Consider the following 21,763-nt stretch of genomic DNA (forward strand, 5'->3'; position numbering starts at 1 on the left):
TACCAAAAAATTATTAGTATGCCTATAGTGCTTTGCACTTAAACCCAAACCGAGATATTTTTTGAAAGTTTTGCTTCGCAAAACTTTCAAAAAATATTTTGTGGTTCGTTAGATCGATAATTGCTGTAAAAGACTTAATGGCGAATTGAGTGGAACAAGGCTCATCATCAGATATTTCCTGTTAAAATATGTAAAAGCATCATCTCTAAACAGCTATGGTTATTGCGAACTCTCCATCACCAGTAACTATTCTCGAAAATGGCGATCGGCTTGGTCGAGAAGAATTTGAGCGGCGCTATACTGCATCTAATATCAAAAAAGCAGAACTAATCGAAGGAATTGTACATGTGGCTTCGCCTCTACGCTTTACATCTCATGGTAAACCCCATAGTCAAATCATTGGCTGGTTAGTTACTTATCAATCAATGGTGACTGGGCTAGAAGTTGGTGTCGAGCCAACAGTCCGCCTTGATGATGACAACGAACCTCAACCTGATGCTGTTTTATTCCGTATTGGTGGCAATGCTCAAATCGATGCTGATGGCTACATTACTGGAGCGCCTGAACTCATTGCCGAAATTGCCGCCAGTACTGTATCCTATGACCTGTACAGCAAAAAACGTATCTACGAACGCAATGGCGTAAAAGAATACATTGTCTGGCGGACCTTAGATCGTCAAATCGATTGGTTTGTTTTAGAAAATGGCGAATATCAGAAATTAGAACCTGATGATTCAGAAATTATCCGTAGTCGAGAATTTGAGGGTTTGTGGCTAAATGTAAATGCAATTTTGCAAAACGATATGTCGGCAGTTCTCAAAACATTACAGGCAGGAATCGCTAGTTAGAACAATTAGCAATTATCCATAACCACCACCACCAGGAGTTTCAATCACAAAGGTATCACCTACTTCCATTTGTACTGTGGCAGTACTTGGTAAATCGGTAATTTCTCCATTATTCCTAATTACATAATTATGTCCAGTTGCGGCTGATTCCCCACCATTTAGACCAAAGGGAGGAATGACTCGACTACTAGACAAAATTGCCGCTGTCATTGGTTCGAGAAACTTAATACGACGAGTTACGCCATTTCCACCCTGATGCCTTCCATTGCCACCACTGTTCGCTCTGATTGCAAACTCTTCCAAAAGAACAGGAAACCGCCATTCCAGAATTTCGGGATCGGTCAATCGCGAATTAGTCATATGAGTTTGGATCGCATCAGTACCGTCAAAATCAATTCCCGCACCAGATCCACCACATATCGTTTCATAGTACTGATAGCGATCGCTACCAAAAGTAAAGTTATTCATCGTGCCTTGCGAGGCTGCCATCACACCAAGCGCTCCATATAGAGCATTTGCGATCGCCTGAGAAGTCTCGACATTTCCCGCCACCACAGCCGCAGGATAAATAGGATTGAGCATCGAACCTTCAGGCACAATTATTTCCAGAGGGACAAGGCAACCAGCATTAAGCGGAATCTCATCATCAACAAGAGTCCGAAAAACATATAGTACAACTGCCTTACAAACAGCAAGCGGCGCATTGAAGTTATTCGGAAGCTGCGCTGAAGTGCCTGTAAAGTCAATCTTTGCGGTTCTATCCTCAGCATTCAAACTAACCGACACCACAATCTGACTACCATTATCAATAGGATAAACGAACTTCTGTTCATATTTTTCCTTTTTCCCTTTTCCTTTTTCCTTTCCTAAACTTGCGATCGCTTTACGAATAGCAAGTTCAGCATTATTCCGCACATGCCCCATATAGGATTGAGCAGTTGCAACTCCATAATGGGCAACCATCCGCTGAAGTTCTTTTGCCCCACAAGCATTCGCCGCAATTTGGGCTTGCAAGTCAGCAATATTTTGAACAGGATTACGAGCTGGATATTGACTAGCAGTCAGTAAAGCCAGAGTTTCAGCTTCACAAAAGCGTCCACTTTCCACGAGCTGAAAATTATCAAATAAGATTCCTTCTTCTTCAATACTGGTACTATTTGAAGGCATCGACCCAGGAGTGATTCCACCAATATCCGCATGATGTCCCCGTGACGCGACATAGAAAGTAGGCTTTTCACTATCTCCAATAAAAACTGGCGTAATTACCGTGATATCGGGCAAATGTGTGCCGCCGTTGTAAGGGTTATTAGTGGCAAAGACATCACCAAGAAATATACGATCGCCGCGATCGCGGATCAATGCTTTCACACTCTCACCCATCGAGCCAAGATGCACAGGAATATGCGGCGCATTGGCAACTAGCTCACCCTCGCGATCAAAGATCGCGCAAGAGAAATCTAATCGCTCGCGAATATTAACGCTAGCGCTAGTATTTTGCAGCGTAAAACCCATCTGTTCTGCGATCGATTGGAAGAGATTATTAAAAATCTCCAGCTTAATAGGATCAGGAGAACCACCTGAATCCCCCTTGGGAAGGGGGACTTGAAGAATTCCTTCTTCTCCCCTCCTTGAAAAAGAGACTTGAAGAAATTCTTCTCCCCCCCTTTCAAGGGGGGCTAGGGGGGTACGCCTCAATATCAAACAATCATCATCCGTTAATTCCGCTTCCCAATTTGGCTCGATCGCATTAGTCCCCGTCGCATCAATAATTAACGCCGCTCCAACAATGCGATCGCCCACCCGCAAATCCTCACGCCTATATATAGGCGTTTCCAGCCACTGTCCGCCCATATACACCCGCGCAGAAGCGATCGCCTGTCCTCGCCCCACCCGAACATGCTCCTTTTTCCTTTTTCCTTTTTCCTTTTTCCTTGAAAGAATTGCCTCTACTGCAATCGCCTCAACGATCAACGCTTTATCTGAAAACACAAATCCATAACGCTCTTTATGTAAAGCAGCAAAACTAGTTTGCAAAAAGTCTAAGATTTCTTGAGAATAGAAACTCAAAGGATCAGCGATCGCAATAGTTAGTGACGAATCAGTACCTGCGTAGCGCAAACGTAAAGCTGTCTCGATTTGTAAACCCTCTTCACTATTACCATGTAAAATCTCATTTTTCGCATCCTCACTTAGATCTAGAGCAATCATTTCTAATTCTGCAAGCAACTCCAAACTAAGCTCTGACTCAACTGAGCGATCGCGAATAGTGCGAACATCTGCCAAACCAATCCCATAGGCTGACAATACTCCTGCATAAGGATGAATAAAAACTTGTGTCATTCCCAAGACATCTGCGATCGCGCAGGCATGTTGTCCACCCGCACCCCCAAAGCAGCACAACACATATTCGGTTACATCATAACCACGTTGCACTGATATTTTTTTGATTGCCATCGCCATTTTTTCGACAGCAATCTCTAAGAAACCTTGAGCGACGGCTTCGGGTAAAACTTCTTGACCTGTGGCTTGACCTATGGATTGTGCTAATTCTGTAAACTTTTGAATTACTATTTCGCGCTCAAGTGGTAAATCTCCATTCTTCCCAAATACTTTCGGGAAGAAATCGGGATGTAACTTTCCTAACATCACATTACAGTCAGTCACCGCCAACGCACCGCCATTGCGATAACAAGCAGGTCCAGGAAAAGCTCCTGCTGATTCGGGACCAACACGATATCTTGCGCCATCAAAAAACAATAACGAGCCACCACCTGCCGCTACCGTATGAATCGCCATCATTGGCGTGCTGAGCCTTACCCCAGCGACCTCCGTAGATAGCGATCGCTCATAGCTGCCTGCGTAATGTGCAACATCCGTAGAAGTTCCGCCCATATCAAAGCTAATAATTTTATCAAAACCTGCTTTTAGACTGGTTTGAACTGCTCCGACAATCCCACCTGCGGGGCCAGAGAGAATGCTGTTTTTACCTTGAAAAGAGTTTGCTTCGATGAGTCCGCCATTGGACTGCATAAACATTAGTTTTGTGGAATTATTGTCGAGATTACCAAGCTCAGCACTAACTCGATCTACATAGCGCCTGAGAATTGGCGATAGATATGCATCGACTACGGTAGTATCACCTCGACTTATAAATTTAATTAAGGAACTAATTTCGTGAGATACCGAAACTTGTGTAAATCCAACTTGTTTTGCTAGTTCAGCCAAGCGCCGCTCATGGTCTGGATATCGATAACTATGCATTAATACGATCGCGCAAGCCCTAATCCCCAAATCATAATTTTTTTGTAATTCTCTTAAAGCCAATTCCTCATCTAACGCAATGAGAACTTCTCCATGAGCACTATAACGTTCCTCAACCTCAATCACCTGCTCATAAAGCATCTCAGGCAAAATAATATGTCGTGCAAAAATATTCGGGCGGTTCTGATAACCAATCCGTAAAGCATCCCGAAATCCTTTCGTAATTAATAAAACTGTGCGATCGCCTTTTCGTTCTAAAAGTGCATTTGTCGCCACAGTTGTTCCCATCTTGATTGCCGCAATTTCAGCTACAGGGATCGGCTCAGACTGCGCAAGCCCAAGAATATCTCTAATCCCCTGAATCGGAGCATCTACATAGCGATCGGGATTTTCAGAAAGCAACTTATGCAAGACAATCTGACCAGCAGGATTCTGCGCGACAATATCGGTAAATGTGCCCCCGCGATCGATCCAGAATTGCCATTTATTGTTGTCTTGGATCACTTCTACTGAACTATCACTCATTTTAATCTCAACATTCAAGTCTCATCACTGACGTTACGTGGAAGTTTCTAAAGTAGGGGCGGGTTTTGCATATAGCTCTTGCTTCAGCACAGAATTATCAACTAAACCCACCCCTACCGTATACACGATAGCCTGAGGGATAAGGGATGATGATTCTATCCACGTAACATCAGTCATCAGTATTTATAGCATTTCACAGAAATTCTCTACATGGTTTTATAAAATTGCTTGAGTACTAATCCCAAACGATAAGACCATGCTCTCTCATCATGACCGCCCTTCTTATCCTCATATTTAAACAGATCCTTACCAAGTTCATAGCCATATTGTCTCTCTAAAAGCTCAGACATCCTACGTCCCCATCTGGCAGCCTGTTGCTCAATCACAAAATTGTGGAAACCCTCTGACCGTTTGCATCCCCAGTCAATCCACAAATTAGGACGAAATTGGTTGTCTTGATGCAGATATTTACCCACAGTTTGCAGTAAAGGAGAACCAGGCAAGTTAAAAACCCCACCCGCCCAAAATGATGGAGAGAGCGCGGCAATATTGCCAAAAAGATGGCAATTTAAACATCCCGTATAGAAAGCAGCTAAGCCACCATGAGATGAACCAAGAATAGTAGTAGACTTGCGATCGCTTATGGTCTTGTAATTAGTGTCGATAAAAGCTTTCAAACGCACCATATAATTAGAATATTCTGGCAGCCCGCCACCTTCCTTTTTGAAAGGAGTTGTGAACTCTTCAACATGAAGATATTCGTAAGAACGATTGAGTGGATGGACAGCTACAATAATTACAGGCTGAATTTCTTGTTGTTGGTATAAATTGCTGATGACAATTGGTACTTCCCATGAATAAGGACTCAATCCGCCAGCCCAGAAAGTAGTATTACCATCATTCATATAAACTACTGGGTAGCGATTATGATTGCCATAGGAGCGAGGCAGAAAAATATGTACTTTACGGGGCTGATCGCCTCGTTCTAACTGCAAAGCATCATAGGTATGAAAGTAGCCACTCTCATCTCCTTCGTCATGATAGTAAGCTCTCTGTCCGCCAAGATTAAATTCATTAGCCATATGTAGATACTAAGCAGGGCTAATACCAAAACACAAAAAGGCGTAGCCATTTTGTGTTTTTAAAACCCTTACTGGGTTTGGTTTTTAATTCACGAAAGTGTTGCCACACTTTTGTGAATTGGTATAAGGGATTTTACCACAAAGCACTTTTTCATAAACTTGACGAATTGCTTCAATGACTAGTACTGTGGTTCATCCAATTGAATGAGATGTCAGCAGCATCTAAAAAAACTTGCGAGGAGTTAATTCAATCTCTGATCGCCCAATCTTAACGTCAAACTGTCCAAAAAAATCATTGCCTAGCAATCCAATATCTGCCTTTTCAGCAATTACAACAGGCATTACTTGCATCTTGTGTGAACCTATCTCAATAGACTTTACTTCGCCAACAGGAAATCTGACATTACTACCATCCGCAATATTAAAATCAGCATAGTTGTATGACACGACGCTTAGCGATTTCGCCATTTCAGCAGTGATTAATGTATGACTTGCACCAGTATCAAAAATCATCTCATATGTATGATTCCCGTTAAAAACCACGTCTACAGTTGGTATTTTATTTCTGAATCTCTTGATCCGAATTTTAATCGTTCCATTTGGATCAGACTTAACTTCAGATGCTTGAGGAGGTTGAGTAATTGGTTTAATAGCATCGCTACTTCCACATAACTTACTTAAATCAATCCGTCTTCCACTTGAGTTAATCATAAAACAGTCAGAAGAATCTTGAGCGATCGCATTTGGACTATCATTTGCCCAATTCACCGCAAATATCCCTATGGCAATGATGGAGCTTGATAATATGGTATTGATTATGATCTGGAATGATTTCATACATACTCTATTTAGTCTAAATTTCGGTATTGTAGCACTTGCCATTATTTAGCTATGCAAATAGGTCTATGGAACTTAGATACCTCCTCTCTCTTCACTAAAAGGATAGGTGTTCTTAAAGCCAATAGATTGGTGGTGCGCGGCAAGCCGCGCACCACCAATCTATTGGCTATTGCCACATCCAGAGAGGCATTCCACTGGTTTCTGCTTCAAACTGGAGGCGCGCGATCGCATTCTCTGATCCTCCAGGCAAAAATTTGCTCACAAAAGATTTAGGAGGCTTAATCGTGAAGACTTTAGTGGTTTTAGGGTCAAGTCCCACAAGTTCGGCAGCATAGCACCTTGCATCTTCCTCAGTGCCAATGCGATCGACTAAACCAAGTTCAACAGCTTGTTCGCCTGTAAAGACTCTGCCATCGGCAAACGATCGCACTGTTGCGGGGCTGAGTTTACGACCTTCGGCAACGGTTTCGACGAATTGGTTGTAGCTGCTGTCGATTAATGATTGCAGAATCACTCTTTCTTCGGGAGTTATTTCGCGATCGAAGGAGAGAATATCTTTGTAAGCGCCAGATTTGATCACTTTAAAAGAGACCCCAATTTTGTCGAGTAACTTTTCGATATTATTACCGCGCAAAATTACGCCGATGCTGCCTGTAATTGTGCCAGCATTGGAGATTATGTAGTCTGCACCAACGCCGATATATACGCCACCACTGGCGGAAATATTGCCGAAACTAGCGACGACTTTTACTTTTTCTCGTAGTCTCTTGAGTGCAGCGTAAATTTCTTGAGAGTCGCCAACGGTTCCCCCAGGGCTATCGATGCGAAGTAGTAGGGCGGGAAATTTTTGCTCTTCCACAAACTCAAGGGCTTCAAGTACGCGAGTCCTTGTGCCTGACCCGATCGCTCCTGTGATTTCAATACGCGCGATTTTTTTGCGAAATTTACGTTTTAAAAAGCCGAACATTAAATTATTAGTTTAGGTTTAAATTGACTGTTACCATACTAGCTCTTACTACAAATGATTGTCTGCACTGGATTTCCGCCGCCATAAAGTAGCTTAAGCTACAAAAAAATATTGTTATCTCTTGATTAAGACTCTATTTTTTGGTTCTGAGAATTGCTAAAAACCAACGATCAAAAGCTGTATCCTGAGTATATTCAAGCTAAACATTTCGCAATATATTTAAACCCCAAATGCACGAGACGGACTTTCGTAGCAGCCTTCAGACAGAGGGCGATCGCCGCAGACTCAAAACGATCATTGTGATGGCAATTGTCTATGGATTGACGATTGGTTTACATTTTGCCCCTTGGAGTCGATGGGTGCTGTTAGGGTTATTCAGTATTCAGGCTTTGCGGCTAATATTTGCGCCGCCATTACCTCCGATCATGCCAGAATCTAAATTCAACAATGGCGTAGAAGTAGATTCAGAGCAAACATCTTCACAAGATTTACCATTTTTCTCATTGTTAGCATCGGCAAAAAATGAAGAAGCTGTAATTGGCAATTTAGTTAAAAATTTGTGCCAAATCAACTACCCTAGCGATCGCTTCGAGGTCTGGATCGTTGATGACAATAGCAGCGATCGCACTTCTGAAGTGCTTGACTTGCTAAAACAAAAATATCCCCAATTAAAGACTCTGCGACGTGGGGATGATGCTCAAGGCGGTAAGTCTGGAGCATTAAATCAAGTTCTAGCTTTAACAAAGGGCGATATCATTGGCGTATTTGATGCCGATGCTCAAGTACCTGCTGATGTTTTGCGATCGCTAGTCCCAATATTCCAAAATCAAAAAATTGGTGCGGTGCAGCTACGCAAGGCGATCGCCAATGCCTCAGAGAACTGGTGGACAGCAGGACAGTCTGCTGAAATGGCTCTTGATTGGTGTTTGCAGGATTTACGGATTCGGGTTGGGGGCGTGGGGGAATTGCGCGGCAATGGTCAATTTGTACGCCTTGCAGCTCTTAAAGATTGTGGTGGCTGGAACGAACAAACTATTACTGATGATCTTGATCTCACTATTCGTCTGCATTTGTGTCAATGGGATATTGCCTGTCTGAATTCTCCTGCTGTACAAGAAGAAGGTGTAGTTACAGCAAAACAACTATGGCATCAGCGCAATCGCTGGGCAGAGGGAGGTTTTCAGCGCTATCTTGACTATTGGAATCTGCTACTAAGTGGGAAAATGGGATTTCTCAAAACCTTTGATGCTTCCCTGTTTTATATCAATCAATATTTGTTGACAGTCGCCTTTATTCCCGACACGATCGCGGCAATTGTGTTGAGACATAACCCAATGCTTCCTGCGATCGCGGGCTTTTCTCTTGCATTAAGCTCCGTAACAATGGCTTTCGGACTTAGACGTTCCTACCAAATGTCATGGAGATCGGCTATTTGGCAAACAACTACAGGCATGATTTATATGTTGCATTGGATTCCTGTAATTGCCAGCGTAACGCTGAGAATGTGCATTCTGCCAAAGCGCTTAAAATGGGTGAAAACCCTGCATCAAGGCGGTGGTGACAATATACTAGAAGATGTAGATCTCCAAGAGATAGAAAACCATGCATGATTGGATTGTAATTGGTGGCGGCATCACTGGTATATCGTTGAGCTATGAATTACAAAAAGCAGGCTTTTCGGTATTGCTGATCGAGCAGCATCAACAACTTCAGGGAGGTAGCAGTCTTGGCTATGGCGGCATCTCATACTGGGCTGGCTCAACTCCAGTCACTCAGCAACTTTGTCGTGAGGGAATTGCTCGACAAAGAGAACTATCTAATGAGTTGGGGATGGATACTGAGTTTCGTGAGATTGATTTACTATTGACGCTTGAACCAGATGCAGATCCCAAAGAGATTCTCGCGCAATATAACAATTGTTGGATCGCACCGACTTTGCTCAATGCTCAAGAAGCTTGCGATCGCGAACCTCAGTTAAACCCTAAAGGCATCGGTGGCGCTCTGTTATTTCCTCACGGTCATATTAATCTCGATAGTTTTGTATCTGCCCATAGACAAGCACTCCAAAAGTTAGGTGGTGAAATCATCTATGCAAAAGTTGATAGATTGCTAATTGAAGGTGATCGCTTATTAGGTGTGCTTACAGAGCAGGGAGAGTTTCGCAGTAGTCAAGTTGTTGTTTGTGCGGGAGCTATGTCACGCTCTCTACTTAAAGCATCTGGCATTCGATCTAGAATCTATTACACCCATGCCGAAGCTATCGATACAGAACCCGTTGATCTAGAATTGCGATCGATGGTGATGCCTGCTGATACTAAACGCTACCAGTTAGAAGGAGCAACAACAAATATTGACCAAGACTCAATTTGGGATATCGCGGGACATGAATTGTTGCCCCCTTCAGTGGATGCAGGGGCAATTCAATTTTGCGATCGCCGTATCAGATTTGGTCAACTCAGCCGTGTTTTGACTGATCCGTATGCTGCGATCGATCCCATTCAAAGTGAAGCAGCTATTCGAGAACAGGTGAGTAAAATCCTGCCAAAAATTGGTGAGTTAAAAGGGAAATGGCGAAATTGTCTGGTCTCTTTTAGTAGTGATAATTTACCTCTAGTTGGTTCATTAAAAGAATACGAAAACCTATATCTATTCTCAGGATTTACCAGCCCAACTGTCTATGTCCCAGCTTTATCTAGAAGGTTTGCTACTTATGCAAAAGGCAATCCTGACGATATCATTCCTTTACTCTCTCCTCAAAGATTTTTATCCTATGGAGAATAAAGATAGCATTTGATAATTCAATCCAGAAACTGATTGCTAGAGTTGTTTGTCGTAGCGATCATGAAATTGATCTAGCTCCACAAATGGCTTAGAGCATGTTTGAGAAGTCTCCATTGCCCCAGATGTTCGCCTGAATGCTCTAGAGCACTTGCTTCATCGTAGTGGAGCCAGAATTGCAGAGCTTTTGGCCTTAAATCTGGAGGATGTTGATTTAATCCATCACAAGTTTCAGGTCATTGGTAAAGGTAATAAACAACGATGGTGTTTTTATAGTAATGATGCAGGGGCTGTTCTGGACAAATATCTCAGGTATTATCGCCATGATAGTTGTCCTGCTTTGTTTACGGCTCAACATCCTTTTACTGGGCTAGTATCCCGTTTGAACTACCTCACCATATATACCTATTGGCTTAATTGCATTCAAAAAGAACCCTTATTGCAAGGTGTTCGGATTCACGATTTTCGTCATACTTTCGCGACCGAACGGGTTGGTTTAATGGGTATCGAAGAGTTGCGAGCGCTCTTGGGAAATCAAAATATCCAAACTACTTTACGCTATCAAAAAGTTACTTCTGAGCAAGCAGAAGTTGTTGCACAAACTGCTTTTTCGTTGCTACAAGTTCGCTAGTAGTGAAGCATAATTTGCTAGCTTATTTGTTTGCTTTTTAGCTTTAGTTTAATTTACATAGACAGAGTAATAGATATAGCAAAGCTTGCATTGCTATATCTATTACTCTGTCTATGTAAACTGAGGGTTGATTCCAGATCGGCTGTAAAACGGTTCATACGCCTTTCTCAAATCAATCGCTGAAAGTATTGCTATATATTGCTTTTAAGCCTGTCATGATACAGTTTTACACAAATCGTTGCCATACCCGTACCTCAATCCCGGAGCCTTCTTTAATCCGATTAAATTTTTATCCTGTACTTAGGTGCTGGATAGTCAAAACGGGATCAACGTATTTGTTTATTTCTGGGAATTGCTCAGCTAATGCGGGATAAATTCTGAAATGTCTATTTCACGCTGATCGACTAGGTGCAAATACGTCTATCATGAATTTTATTTACCAGTGCCTTGAAGTCATGATTGAAAATGATCTGGAAGGTATTTGTAAATTCAAATATTAATTTGACTAAACCCATTGCTGTGTAAGTGTTTGGACTAAATTTTCAGTAAATTGCTAGTTAATGCTTATAGCCTTTATTGATAGGGCTAATCAGCAGCTTAACAATTATTATGTTCTAGGCAAGAAATCAAATCTACATCTAAATCCAAAAGAGTTCTAATGAAAATATTAATTACAGGAGGAGCAGGTTATATTGGCTCAACTCTTGTCCCTACCCTACTAGCAAATAGCCACGAAGTTACTGTATTAGATAACTTTATGTTTCGCCAAAACAGCCTAACTGACTGCTGTCAATATGAAGGCTTTCAAGTTGTGCGTGGTGACTGTCGTGATGAGAGAGTTATTAAAGATCTCCTAAAGGATGCTGATATAATTATTCCCCTAGCCGCTCTTGTGGGTGCCCCTCTTTGCAAAAATGATGAGATTGGTACAAAAACGACCAACTTTGATGCTGTAAAAATGATTTGCCATTTAGCTAGTAAAGATCAAAGAATTCTCATGCCCATCACTAACAGTGGTTACGGCATTGGTGAGTCTGGCAAATTATGTACTGAAGAAACACCATTACGACCTATTTCTCTTTATGGCGTGACTAAGGTAGAAGCAGAAAAAGTTGTATTAGAACGAGAAAATAGTCTTACTTTCAGACTAGCAACAGTTTTTGGAATGTCGCCGCGTATGAGGACTGACCTACTCGTTAACGATTTTGTCTATCGAGCTGTTCACGACAGGGCTGTACTGATTTTTGAAGGTCATTTCAAACGTAATTATATTCATATACGCGATGTAGCCAATGTGTTTTTACATGGCATTAATAATTTTGAACAAATGCGTGGTCAACCCTATAACGTGGGACTAGATGATGCCAATCTATCTAAGCTAGAACTCTGTGCTGAAATCAAAAAACATTTACCCGCTTTTGTTTATTTAGAAGCGCCAATTGGCGAAGATCCAGATAAAAGAGACTATATAGTTTCTAATATAAGGATCTTAAGTACAGGATTCAAAACAGAATGGTCTCTAAGCCGAGGAATCAAAGAACTAATCAAGGGCTATACAATCTTGCGCAACAGCATCTACTCTAACGTCTAGCTGATAAACAGAATTGTGTTATCACTCTTAAGTTTTAAGGAGAATTGGTGATTAATTTCCTTTTATAGCAATTCACAAAAGTGTGACTACACTTTTTGTAAATTAAAAGCTAAATTTAGTAAGGGTTTTTAAAATTAAAAATGTCTCCGTCATTTTTAATTTTGGTATTGTTTAGTATGTTGTCTATTTACTTCATTGAGATAGAAAGTACTCAACTAAAAAAATAAGCGGACTAATAAATTTATGTTGATATCTCGTGCTCCTGTCCGAATTAGTTTCTTTGGTGGAGGAACTGACTATCCTGAATATTTTCTTCAACATGGCGGAGCGGTACTTGCTACATCGATTGATAAGTTTTCGTATGTCACAGTTAGTTCCTTCTTGAGTCACCTATTTGATTACTCCACTCGAATTTCTTATCGCAAAGTTGAGTTGGTTAACAATATCGATGATATTGAGCATAATATTTATCGTGAATGTCTAAGGTTTTGCGGACTTGAGAAAGATATAGAAATACACCATGTAGCTGACTTACCTGCATTTACAGGGCTAGGTTCATCTTCATCTTTTACAGTATCTTTATTGCACGCACTCCATAGCTTTAAAGGCGAATTTATCCGCCCAATTGACTTAGCGTATGAGGCAATTTATATAGAGCGGCACTTGCTCAAAGATAAAGTCGGATGCCAAGATCAGGTGATGGCTGCTTTGGGAGGATTTAATTTGGTTGAGTTCAAGACTGAAGAAGATATCCAAGTAATCCGTGTGCCAATATCACCTCAGCGTTTAGTAGAGTTTGAGAAGCATTTGTTTGTTGTATTTACAGGTATTAAGCGTAAGGCTGCTGATATTGTCGCCCAGCAGTTACAAAAAGTCTCAGACAATACTCAAATATTAAAATCAATGAGGAGTATGGTTGATCAAGGTTGGGATATTCTTACTTCCAATCGATCGCTTTCAGAATTTGGTGAACTTTTACATCAAGCATGGATTGCCAAGAGAAGCCTTGACAGATGTATATCAAATACTGAAATTGATAGAGTTTATCAAATGGGTAGAGATACTGGTGCCTGGGGAGGTAAACTTTTAGGGGCTGGAGCAGGTGGTTTTATGCTATTTTTTGCACCAATAGAAACACATGGTAGTCTACAAAAGGTCTTTGCAAACTACCATGTGCTAGAAATAAAGACTAATTCTCTAGGCTCACAAATAATATTCTCCTAGCTTAAGATTACTTAAAAACTGTTATTTAAAAATTACAATCATAAATAAACCCAAATGAAAGTTCTTATTGTAGATTTTGACCTTTTCAATAAAATAGGTGGCGGGCAAACATTTTATAGGAATTTAATATTAAAAAATCCCAATATTAGCTTCTACTATTTTAGGGTTTTAGAACAGGCTTCTGAATCTAAGTTAGCTAATGCACATACTATTGCTTTTCAAGAGAAATATTATCTTAGAGATTACTTACAATTTCATGACTTAACACCACCGCTGTGGATTTATAGAGCATTTGTCAGAGCTAATAACATTGCTTTTTCTGTCTCTGGACAAAGATTTGATGTTGTAGATTTTCCTGATTATGAGCAGATTGGCACGATGCTTCGTCCTGCTTTCAAACATCACAATGTAGATGTGGGAAAATTTGTATTGTCAATGCACGGAAATATATCTACATCAATTCGACTGGATTGGTTTAATGCAGGAAAAGTAGATCAGCCTCTGATTTTACAAGAAAAGATGCAATATAGTGTAGCTGATATCCGATATGGCATCAGTAAGACTTATTTAGAAGAATGGAGGAAGGGGTGTAGTTTACCTTCGTTGTATTTAAATCCTTTATCTGTTATCTCCTTACCTACACCTCACCTAGCTAAACCCTCTGATAGTAAGCCTAATATCAACTTTGTTGGACGCACAGAAAAGCGTAAAGGACCAGACATTTTTGTGGAGATTGCTTGGTGGCTTCCTCGATCTATGTATGGAAAAGCTAACATCATTGGTTCTGATAGTTTTGATGCTCTCAGTGAGGTTGGCTCTGGACTTTTTCTCTATAAGATGATTAACAACAGAATGAAGGGCGCAATATCATTATTGCCAGCAATGAGTCATGATGAACTTAACCAAAAGGTATTCTCTATTAAATCAGTTGTTATTTTGCCATCAAAATATGACACTCTAAATTTAACAGCGATCGAGTCTTTGTTTTCTGGTTGCCCAACAGTTATTGGTGATGGTGCTGGGGTTGTTACATTTTTAAGAGAGACTTTTCCAAATATTCCTTTTATAACAATTGATACTAATAATATCTATTCTTGTATTTCAAGTATTTGTGATATTTTAAACAATTATGATGACTACCGTTATCAGCTTGTGGAATTCTTATCTAAGATTTCTTTAGAACCTTTTGCATCAGAAATAGTAGGAATATATTCAAATAAATCAGTCTTTGACAGTTCAATATCTGCAACTATGGATTCTTGGTATTCTCTATTAATCAAAGAGAGGAATACTCCTAGTTTAAAGTCAACTATAATTGAGGTAATCGCTAACACAAAAATTAAACAATATCTAAAGAGAATAAAACCATTAATCAGGGATCCTAAAAAATTTGCAAAAAGTAGAATCCTATCTTATTTAAGTAAGAATAGTTATGAATATCTAAGAATTATTGACCAAGGCTTAAGATCTTTATCATTACCAAATAAATATAGAAATATATTCTTTTTAAGTGAAGGTAGTAGGGATAAGTTAACAATAAAATTAAAGTCTTGTTGGGAAATTGCTAATGAATATAGCGTTGATCGGGTACGGATCTGGAGGGAAATTGCCAGATTAGAGAAAGCACGAGGTAATGATATTGTTGCTGCTACTTACTACATAAGGGCTATGCGATCGCTAGGAAGCGATCGATTTGGAGATTTAGCAACAGTTGTACCTATATTAAATTCTGGTGGATTTAGCCGTGAAGCACTTGCCGCCGAAGCTATGTACGGTGATGATGCATTAGGTAATGAGAAGTCCAAAACCTTTTTAAAAGAAGCATTAGCAAACAACAAAATTAATGCAAATTGGGAATATGAATTTATCAGCGATCGCCGACAAGAATCGACCTATAAAGTTTCAATTATAGTATCGCTCTACAACGCATCTAAAAAACTGCCCCTGTTTCTACAAACCCTGCAATATCAAACACTGATTAAAGCAGGTTTAGTTGAAATTATCTTAGTTGATAGTGGTTCTAGGTCTGACGAATACAATGCGTATTTAAAAGTTATAGATTCTGTAAATATACCTATTATATTTGCGCGAAGTTTCAATCGTGAAACCATTCAAAGCGCTTGGAATAGAGGCATATCTCTTTCCCGTTCTCCATACTTAACTTTTTTAGGCGTAGACGAAACGATTACTCCAGAGTGCCTTGAAATTTTATCTGCTGAGCTAGATGCAGATCCAACTTTAGATTGGGTACAGGCAAACAGTCTCGTCACAAATGTTGATAGCCAAGGAATGTGGGTCAACGATGTCATGACCTACGATAGACGTGATTATAAACAGGACTTAGTTTACTTAGAAACTTGCTATTTATCTTGGGTCGGAGCACTATATCGTCGTTCTATTCATGATCGGTTTGGATATTACGATGCAACATTCACTGCCGCAGGAGATACTGAGTTTAAGGGGCGGATATTACCGTTTATTAAAACCAAAGCAATACCAAAAGTCTTAGGTGTTTTTCGCAACTATCCAGATGAACGGACTACGCAACATCCTAGAGCCGAAATCGAAGATTTACGAGCTTGGTACTTACATCGAACATTAGCTGGAGTTGAATATGCTTTTGCTAACCGCGATCCTACTGAAGTAGAAGATTTATTTTATACTTGCTTGCGATATCGCAAGTCATTTTGTGGACATTGGAGTACTGATATTGAGTATGCTTATAATTTAGGATGCTTTCTTCAAGAAAGAATACCTCAATCCCCTGTATTGCATTATTTATCTGGCATAAAAGATCTTTTATGCTCTTATCGTTCTCTAGACTTAATCTCTAAACTATCCAAAACAGCGATCGCTTTTGAACTTTTTAATACAAAGCAAACTATTAAGACATTAGAGCAAGTTCACTTATCCCAAAGCAATCTGATAATTGAGCCAGTTTATCAAATTTTTAATGACAATCGTCATGAACAACATTCATTCCTATGGCTTACTGATATCACGGCTACACAAAATTGCTTGCAGAAAACTATAGAGATTTGGTAATAGATCTAACAAAACCTTGTGAAACAAATATTTATTTTGAATTTTTAAACGGCACTTCTGATCAGACTTTTGTAATTAAAAATGGAAGAGTATCTCAAATCTTAGAATTTAACAACTTTAAGTCGGCTCCTTACATTTAATTTTGTTTTTTAATTTTATTTTACTGAGGATATAACCATTCATGAACTGTCGTGTTTGTGATTCAACTAATTTAGAACTTGCTGTAGATCTTGGTTCTCAGCCTTGGTGTAATCATTTTCTGAAGTTAGAAGAAATTGGTAAAGAACCATTTTATCCTCTGCGGGTGCTATATTGCCATGACTGCTCAACAGCCCAGCTAGACTACACCGTAAAGAAAGAAATTATGTTTGGGAACCACACCTACTTATCGGGTATCACCAAGTCTTTGAGCGATCATTTTAGAACAGTTGCCCAAGATATAGATCAACGCTTTTTTCTGGACATACAAACTAAATCTGTCTTAGATATTGGTTCTAACGATGGTACGCAACTAAAGCATTTTCAAGAGCTAGGCTATGAAGTTCTTGGGGTTGAATCTTCAAAAACCACTGCAAAAATTGCTAATGAATCAGGAATTACAACTCTCAATGAATTCTTCAATCTTGAGTTAGTTCAGAGACTTAACCGTAAATTTCATATAATCAATGCCGCAGGGGTATTCTTTCATCTTGAAGAACTACACTCTGTAACCGAAGGCATCCGTGAAGCACTTCTAGACAATGGCGTATTTGTCGTACAGTTTCTTTATATGAAACGAATTGTCGAAAATTTAGCTTTCGATCAGATCTACCATGAGCATTTACTTTATTACAACCTCAAAAATATTGAAGTACTGCTCAATCGACATAGGCTAGAAATGTTTGATGCCTATCTTGCACCAATTCATGGTGGTTCAATTGTTGGTTTTGTTACTCACAAGGGCAAGCGTCAAGTTAGCGATCGCTTACAATCCTTGCGAAAAGCAGAAATAGATGAACAAAGTAATGAATTTGCCACCTATCTCAAATTTGCTGAACGAATCAAACAGATGAGACTAGAAAATTTAGCTTATTTGGAAGCTTCTAAAAAACACGGCAAGAAAATTTTTGGCTTTGGTGCACCAGTAAAAGGAAATACTATGCTGAATTACTTTGGCGTAGGTACTCAATATCTAGATTGTTTAGTAGAAAAAAATGAGTTGCGCCGCAACCTATATTCTCCTGGGATGCACATTCCTATTGTTATCGAAAAAGAAGTTTCCAGCTTGCCCAATATATACTACGTTCTAGCTTGGAACTTCAAAAAGGAGATTCTTGCTAATAATCAGCATCTAATTGACAAAGGTGTGGAGTTTTACTTCCCTGTCAATCCACGGGAGGTCTAGGTCAATGGAAATATTAGTTACTGGTGCTACAGGATTTTTAGGAACAGCATTATGTGTTCATTTAGAAAATTTAGGTCATAAAGTTTATCGCTTAAACTCTAAAAACTGTGACTTGCAGCAAGGAAATTCGCTATTGAAATTTAATCAAATTGCCTATGATCAAATTTATCATTTAGCCGCCTGGACTCAAGCGGGTGATTTTTGTTTATATCACCAAGGTGAGCAATGGATTGTTAATCAACGTATAAATACTAACGTCCTTTCTTGGTGGCAGCAATATCAACCACAGGCAAAGCTCATCAGTATGGGAACTAGTTGTGCCTACTCTCCAGAATTACCATTAACAGAAGAAAACTATCTAATGGGAATGCCTATAGATAGCTTGTTTACCTATGCAATGACTAAGCGAATGTTGTATGCAGGACATCTAGCATTACAGAAACAATATGGTTTGAAATATCTTTGCTTAGTGCCTTCAACACTTTATGGTCCCGGCTATCATACTGACGGACGACAAATGCATTTTATTTTTGATTTAATTCGCAAAATTATTTGGGCTAAACTCTATGACGAAACAGTAATTCTTTGGGGAGACGGCAATCAATGCCGCGAAATTGTGTTTGTTGATGACTTTGTTAATATTTCCATACATTTAGCAAATAATATTGACAACCAAATTATAAATATTGGAGCGGGTGAAGAGTTTTCAATTAAGTATTTTGCCAAACTAATTTGTGAAAATGTTGGTTATGATTTTGATTTGATCCAGTTTGATACTGAACGGTATGTTGGAGCTAAATCTAAATGTTTGGAAGTCCAAAAATTAAGGCACTATATTCCAGATTTAAGTCTGACTTCCTTAGAGTTAGGGCTAGGTAAAACGATTGATTGGTTTCGGGAACAAAGACCACAATTTGTGCCAAGAAATTAATTGAGGAGGTAATATTGAGTTATTGGATTGAAGATAGGCTGAGTCAAATTAAAGAAGCTTTTACTGATGATTACTGTGAATCAATTGATGCAGTCACAGATTTGATTGCTCAATGTTTTCAAGATGGTAATATATTATTTATCTGTGGTAACGGTGGTTCGGCGGCAGATGCTCAGCACATTGCAGCCGAATTCATTGGTCGTTTTTTGCTTGAACGTAAAGGTTTGGCAGCGATATCCCTATCCTCAAACCCTGCGGTACTTACAGCATGGTCTAACGATCATGAATTTGAGACAGTCTTTTCGCGTCAGCTAGAGGCATTAGGCAAACCAAAGGATATCTTGTGGGCAATTTCTACCTCTGGTAAATCTAAAAATGTGGCGCTAGCGCTAGAAACTGCCAAAAAACTAGGAATAACAACCATAGCAATGACGGGAAATAATGGTGGTATTTTACAATCTCTAACGGATTATAGTTTATTTGTTGAAGTAGCTCATACACCATTAGTCCAAGAAATTCATGTTATTACCTATCATCGTATTTGCGAACAAGTAGAGTCTAAACTATTTCCCGAAATATGAGCTATGAACTTTATACAAAATGATTCCTCTACTCAATTAACAAAAGCATTATTTTTAGATAGGGATGGTGTCATCGTTAACTATATTCCTTACCTAAGTCATCCTACTCAAGTAAAAATACCGCAAAAAGCTGGAGAAGCATTAAAAAAATGGCAAGATGCAGGGTATTTATTAATAGTAATTACAAACCAATCAGGTGTTGGGCGAGGTTATTTCTCTATGGATATGGTTAACTCAATCCACAATTATATTATTGAAAAATATAGTTTTTTTGGAGTAACCTTTAAAGAATTTTTGATTTGTCCACATATCCCTTCCGATCAATGTATGTGTCGAAAACCATCTCCAAAAATGATTTTTCAAGCAGCACAGAAATATAGCATTGATCTTTCCCATTCTTTCCTTATAGGGGATGCACCTAGTGATATTGAATGTGCTATTAGTGCTGGGTGTAGTGCGATACTTGTACTTACTGGTAGAGGAGTATTAACAGCAAAGATGCTATCTGGGGATCGCCAAGAATTAGTTTCTGTTTTTAATAGCTTAATAGAAACAGTAGAGATTATAAGAATTTAGGTTGCTTGAATTAACTAGTTACTAGAATATGAACAAAGCGAATAGTAATACTATAATGCCTACTCTAGTTTCAGTTGTACCTGACTTGCTCAATGGTCAAGGTCATGTTTATGAATATCATCAAACTGTAGGCAAAGCTGCTAGCTTAATTGGATATAAACATTTAGTAGCAACATCTCCTGATACCATAATTAATCAACTACCAACTAACTGGACCACCTGCCTTGATAGTAACAATCTTGAATGGCAAACTTCCACAATATTCAAAATTTTTAAAATAAAAGATATTTATGACTGGGCAACTCGATTAGCAAAGTATTTACAAGTGAAAGTAATTCCAGATTCAGGCTATGTGGTAATTTTTTTAGAGAGGTTTGTCATTCCTCATTTATTAGCAATTATATTAACTTTATTGTTGATACCTAGAAAAAATTTATCAATTTGGTTACTTTATCGGCGAGATATTCATAATCAAAAAAATCGATTTTTTTATAAATACCTTAATAATTTAATTAAATTTTTACTGCCTTCTAAAAAATTTCAATTAATTACGGATAGTGAGCTTTTAAGTAAGTCGCTATCTAGCTATTTCGAGATGCCAGTAAATGTAGTACCCATCCCGCACACTGAAGTTACACATAGTACTGATACTTTTGCTAAGCCAGATAATGAAATCTTATGTTGGTGGGTTGGCTCGCCAAGGGAAGAGAAAGGGCTAGATATTATGAAGTTTTTTGCTACTACGGTTTGTAAAAGTGCTAATAAAATATGTGTATTAGCAGCTAAAAGCTCTGTAATACCTGCGGTTACAGGTGGAGTAAGAGTCCAACTAATTGAAGATATTCTGTCAAGATCTGATTATCTAAAGTGGCTATTAACTTGCGATATTTGTCTAATGCCCTATAAATCTTTTGATTATCGAGAAAGAACATCAGGTATATTTACAGAATGTGTAATAGCAGGGAAGATCCCTGTGGTTATGAGTAATACTTGGATGGCATCAGAGCTTTCTAAATATCATTTAGAAGATTTAATCATAGATTGGCAAGTTCCTATTAGTGATATGGATAAAATAGTAGGATTTACAAAAGATTCATACATCAGAGAAAAGTTAAATTGTATGCAAAGAGAGTATGGAGAATTTCATAGCTTACAGGGATATGCAAATAAAATAAAAATGATATATAGTCTAACTAGTGATTCTTTTAGTGATTAAGTATAGGCAAAAAAACTTATAACTGGGATTACTGGGCATTGGTGGTGTACGACAATGATTCCTACATTTTGTGGACATAAAGAAATCTTGCTCATGACCAGAGGTCATAGACTAGCTCGGGTGGGTGTTTTTCCAAGTCTAGCTCATAGCGACCGAAGCGATTAATATTCTAGGTTAAGTATGTCGAGGTACTTCCAACCCACATTCCGCTCCCAAAAAGAAGCGCAAAATAATTAGAATAGGAAAAAAGCAAGGATAGAAACAGGAGGGAGATATCAGAAAC

General features: G+C 39.1%; 17 protein-coding genes. 12 read left to right on the forward strand and 5 right to left on the reverse strand.

The genetic code is table 11. The annotated features are described in order from the left end of the window. Nucleotides 1–215 precede the first annotated feature (215 nt). Complete coding sequence (locus CQ839_RS19420; RefSeq protein WP_103669955.1) at nt 216–848, forward strand: Uma2 family endonuclease; 633 nt, start codon at nt 216–218, stop codon at nt 846–848. A gap of 12 nt (nt 849–860) precedes the next feature. Here CQ839_RS19420 and CQ839_RS19425 read toward each other — a convergent pair whose 3' ends face one another. From CQ839_RS19425 to sppA, 5 genes are all read right to left on the reverse strand, one after another. Beyond that, complete coding sequence (locus CQ839_RS19425; RefSeq protein WP_181016259.1) at nt 861–4,634, reverse strand: hydantoinase B/oxoprolinase family protein; 3,774 nt, start codon at nt 4,632–4,634, stop codon at nt 861–863. Between the two features lie 33 nt (nt 4,635–4,667). Then, a complete protein-coding gene (locus tag CQ839_RS25240; protein WP_181016260.1) occupies nt 4,668–4,811 on the reverse strand; it encodes a hypothetical protein in 144 nt (47 codons plus the stop codon). 29 nt (nt 4,812–4,840) lie between these two features. Beyond that, nucleotides 4,841–5,716, reverse strand: coding sequence for an alpha/beta hydrolase (locus CQ839_RS19430; protein WP_103669956.1), 876 nt, complete (start codon nt 5,714–5,716; stop codon nt 4,841–4,843). A gap of 222 nt (nt 5,717–5,938) precedes the next feature. Next, the gene (locus tag CQ839_RS19435; protein WP_181016261.1) at nt 5,939–6,553 is read right to left on the reverse strand and encodes a TIGR02281 family clan AA aspartic protease; all 615 of its coding nucleotides are present in this window, start codon (nt 6,551–6,553) and stop codon (nt 5,939–5,941) included. A 169-nt stretch (nt 6,554–6,722) separates the two neighbouring features. Then, on the reverse strand, nt 6,723–7,523 hold the full coding sequence (gene sppA / locus CQ839_RS19440) for a signal peptide peptidase SppA (protein ID WP_103669958.1): 801 nt from the start codon (nt 7,521–7,523) through the stop codon (nt 6,723–6,725). A 230-nt stretch (nt 7,524–7,753) separates the two neighbouring features. On the opposite strand from sppA, the gene CQ839_RS19445 reads away from it, so the two are divergent. The 11 genes from CQ839_RS19445 (at nt 7,754) to CQ839_RS19495 (ending at nt 21,480) form a co-directional block, all read left to right on the forward strand. Then, nucleotides 7,754–9,133, forward strand: a complete 1,380-nt coding sequence (locus tag CQ839_RS19445) for a glycosyltransferase family 2 protein (RefSeq protein WP_103669959.1) — start codon at nt 7,754–7,756, stop codon at nt 9,131–9,133. Further along, nucleotides 9,126–10,304: an FAD-binding oxidoreductase gene (locus CQ839_RS19450; RefSeq protein ID WP_103669960.1), complete on the forward strand. Its 1,179-nt coding sequence runs from the start codon at nt 9,126–9,128 to the stop codon at nt 10,302–10,304. Before CQ839_RS19445 ends, CQ839_RS19450 begins: the two co-directional genes overlap by 8 nt. A gap of 130 nt (nt 10,305–10,434) precedes the next feature. Further along, nucleotides 10,435–10,932, forward strand: coding sequence for a tyrosine-type recombinase/integrase (locus tag CQ839_RS19455; RefSeq protein ID WP_374937751.1), 498 nt, complete (start codon nt 10,435–10,437; stop codon nt 10,930–10,932). A gap of 658 nt (nt 10,933–11,590) precedes the next feature. Continuing rightward, nucleotides 11,591–12,523: an NAD(P)-dependent oxidoreductase gene (locus tag CQ839_RS19460; protein ID WP_103669962.1), complete on the forward strand. Its 933-nt coding sequence runs from the start codon at nt 11,591–11,593 to the stop codon at nt 12,521–12,523. Nucleotides 12,524–12,766: 243 nt separating this feature from the next. Continuing rightward, on the forward strand, nt 12,767–13,747 hold the full coding sequence (locus CQ839_RS19465; protein WP_103669963.1) for a GHMP kinase: 981 nt from the start codon (nt 12,767–12,769) through the stop codon (nt 13,745–13,747). A 54-nt stretch (nt 13,748–13,801) separates the two neighbouring features. Further along, nucleotides 13,802–16,792 carry a glycosyltransferase gene (locus CQ839_RS19470; protein ID WP_103669964.1) on the forward strand — a complete coding sequence of 997 codons (2,991 nt, stop codon included), beginning with the start codon at nt 13,802–13,804 and terminating at the stop codon, nt 16,790–16,792. A 181-nt stretch (nt 16,793–16,973) separates the two neighbouring features. Further along, nucleotides 16,974–18,176 (forward strand): class I SAM-dependent methyltransferase, encoded by a 1,203-nt coding sequence (locus tag CQ839_RS19475; protein ID WP_103669965.1) that lies wholly within the window; start codon nt 16,974–16,976, stop codon nt 18,174–18,176. Nucleotides 18,177–18,180: 4 nt separating this feature from the next. Then, complete coding sequence (locus CQ839_RS19480) at nt 18,181–19,107, forward strand: NAD-dependent epimerase/dehydratase family protein (protein ID WP_103669966.1); 927 nt, start codon at nt 18,181–18,183, stop codon at nt 19,105–19,107. 14 nt (nt 19,108–19,121) lie between these two features. Further along, the gene (locus CQ839_RS19485; RefSeq protein WP_103669967.1) at nt 19,122–19,688 is read left to right on the forward strand and encodes an SIS domain-containing protein; all 567 of its coding nucleotides are present in this window, start codon (nt 19,122–19,124) and stop codon (nt 19,686–19,688) included. Between the two features lie 3 nt (nt 19,689–19,691). After that, nucleotides 19,692–20,264: an HAD-IIIA family hydrolase gene (locus CQ839_RS19490; RefSeq protein WP_103669968.1), complete on the forward strand. Its 573-nt coding sequence runs from the start codon at nt 19,692–19,694 to the stop codon at nt 20,262–20,264. 55 nt (nt 20,265–20,319) lie between these two features. Further along, nucleotides 20,320–21,480, forward strand: coding sequence for a glycosyltransferase (locus CQ839_RS19495; protein ID WP_103669969.1), 1,161 nt, complete (start codon nt 20,320–20,322; stop codon nt 21,478–21,480). Nucleotides 21,481–21,763: the final 283 nt, after the last annotated feature.

The sequence above is a fragment of the Pseudanabaena sp. BC1403 genome (assembly GCF_002914585.1).
Classification (GTDB): Bacteria; Cyanobacteriota; Cyanobacteriia; order Pseudanabaenales; family Pseudanabaenaceae; genus Pseudanabaena.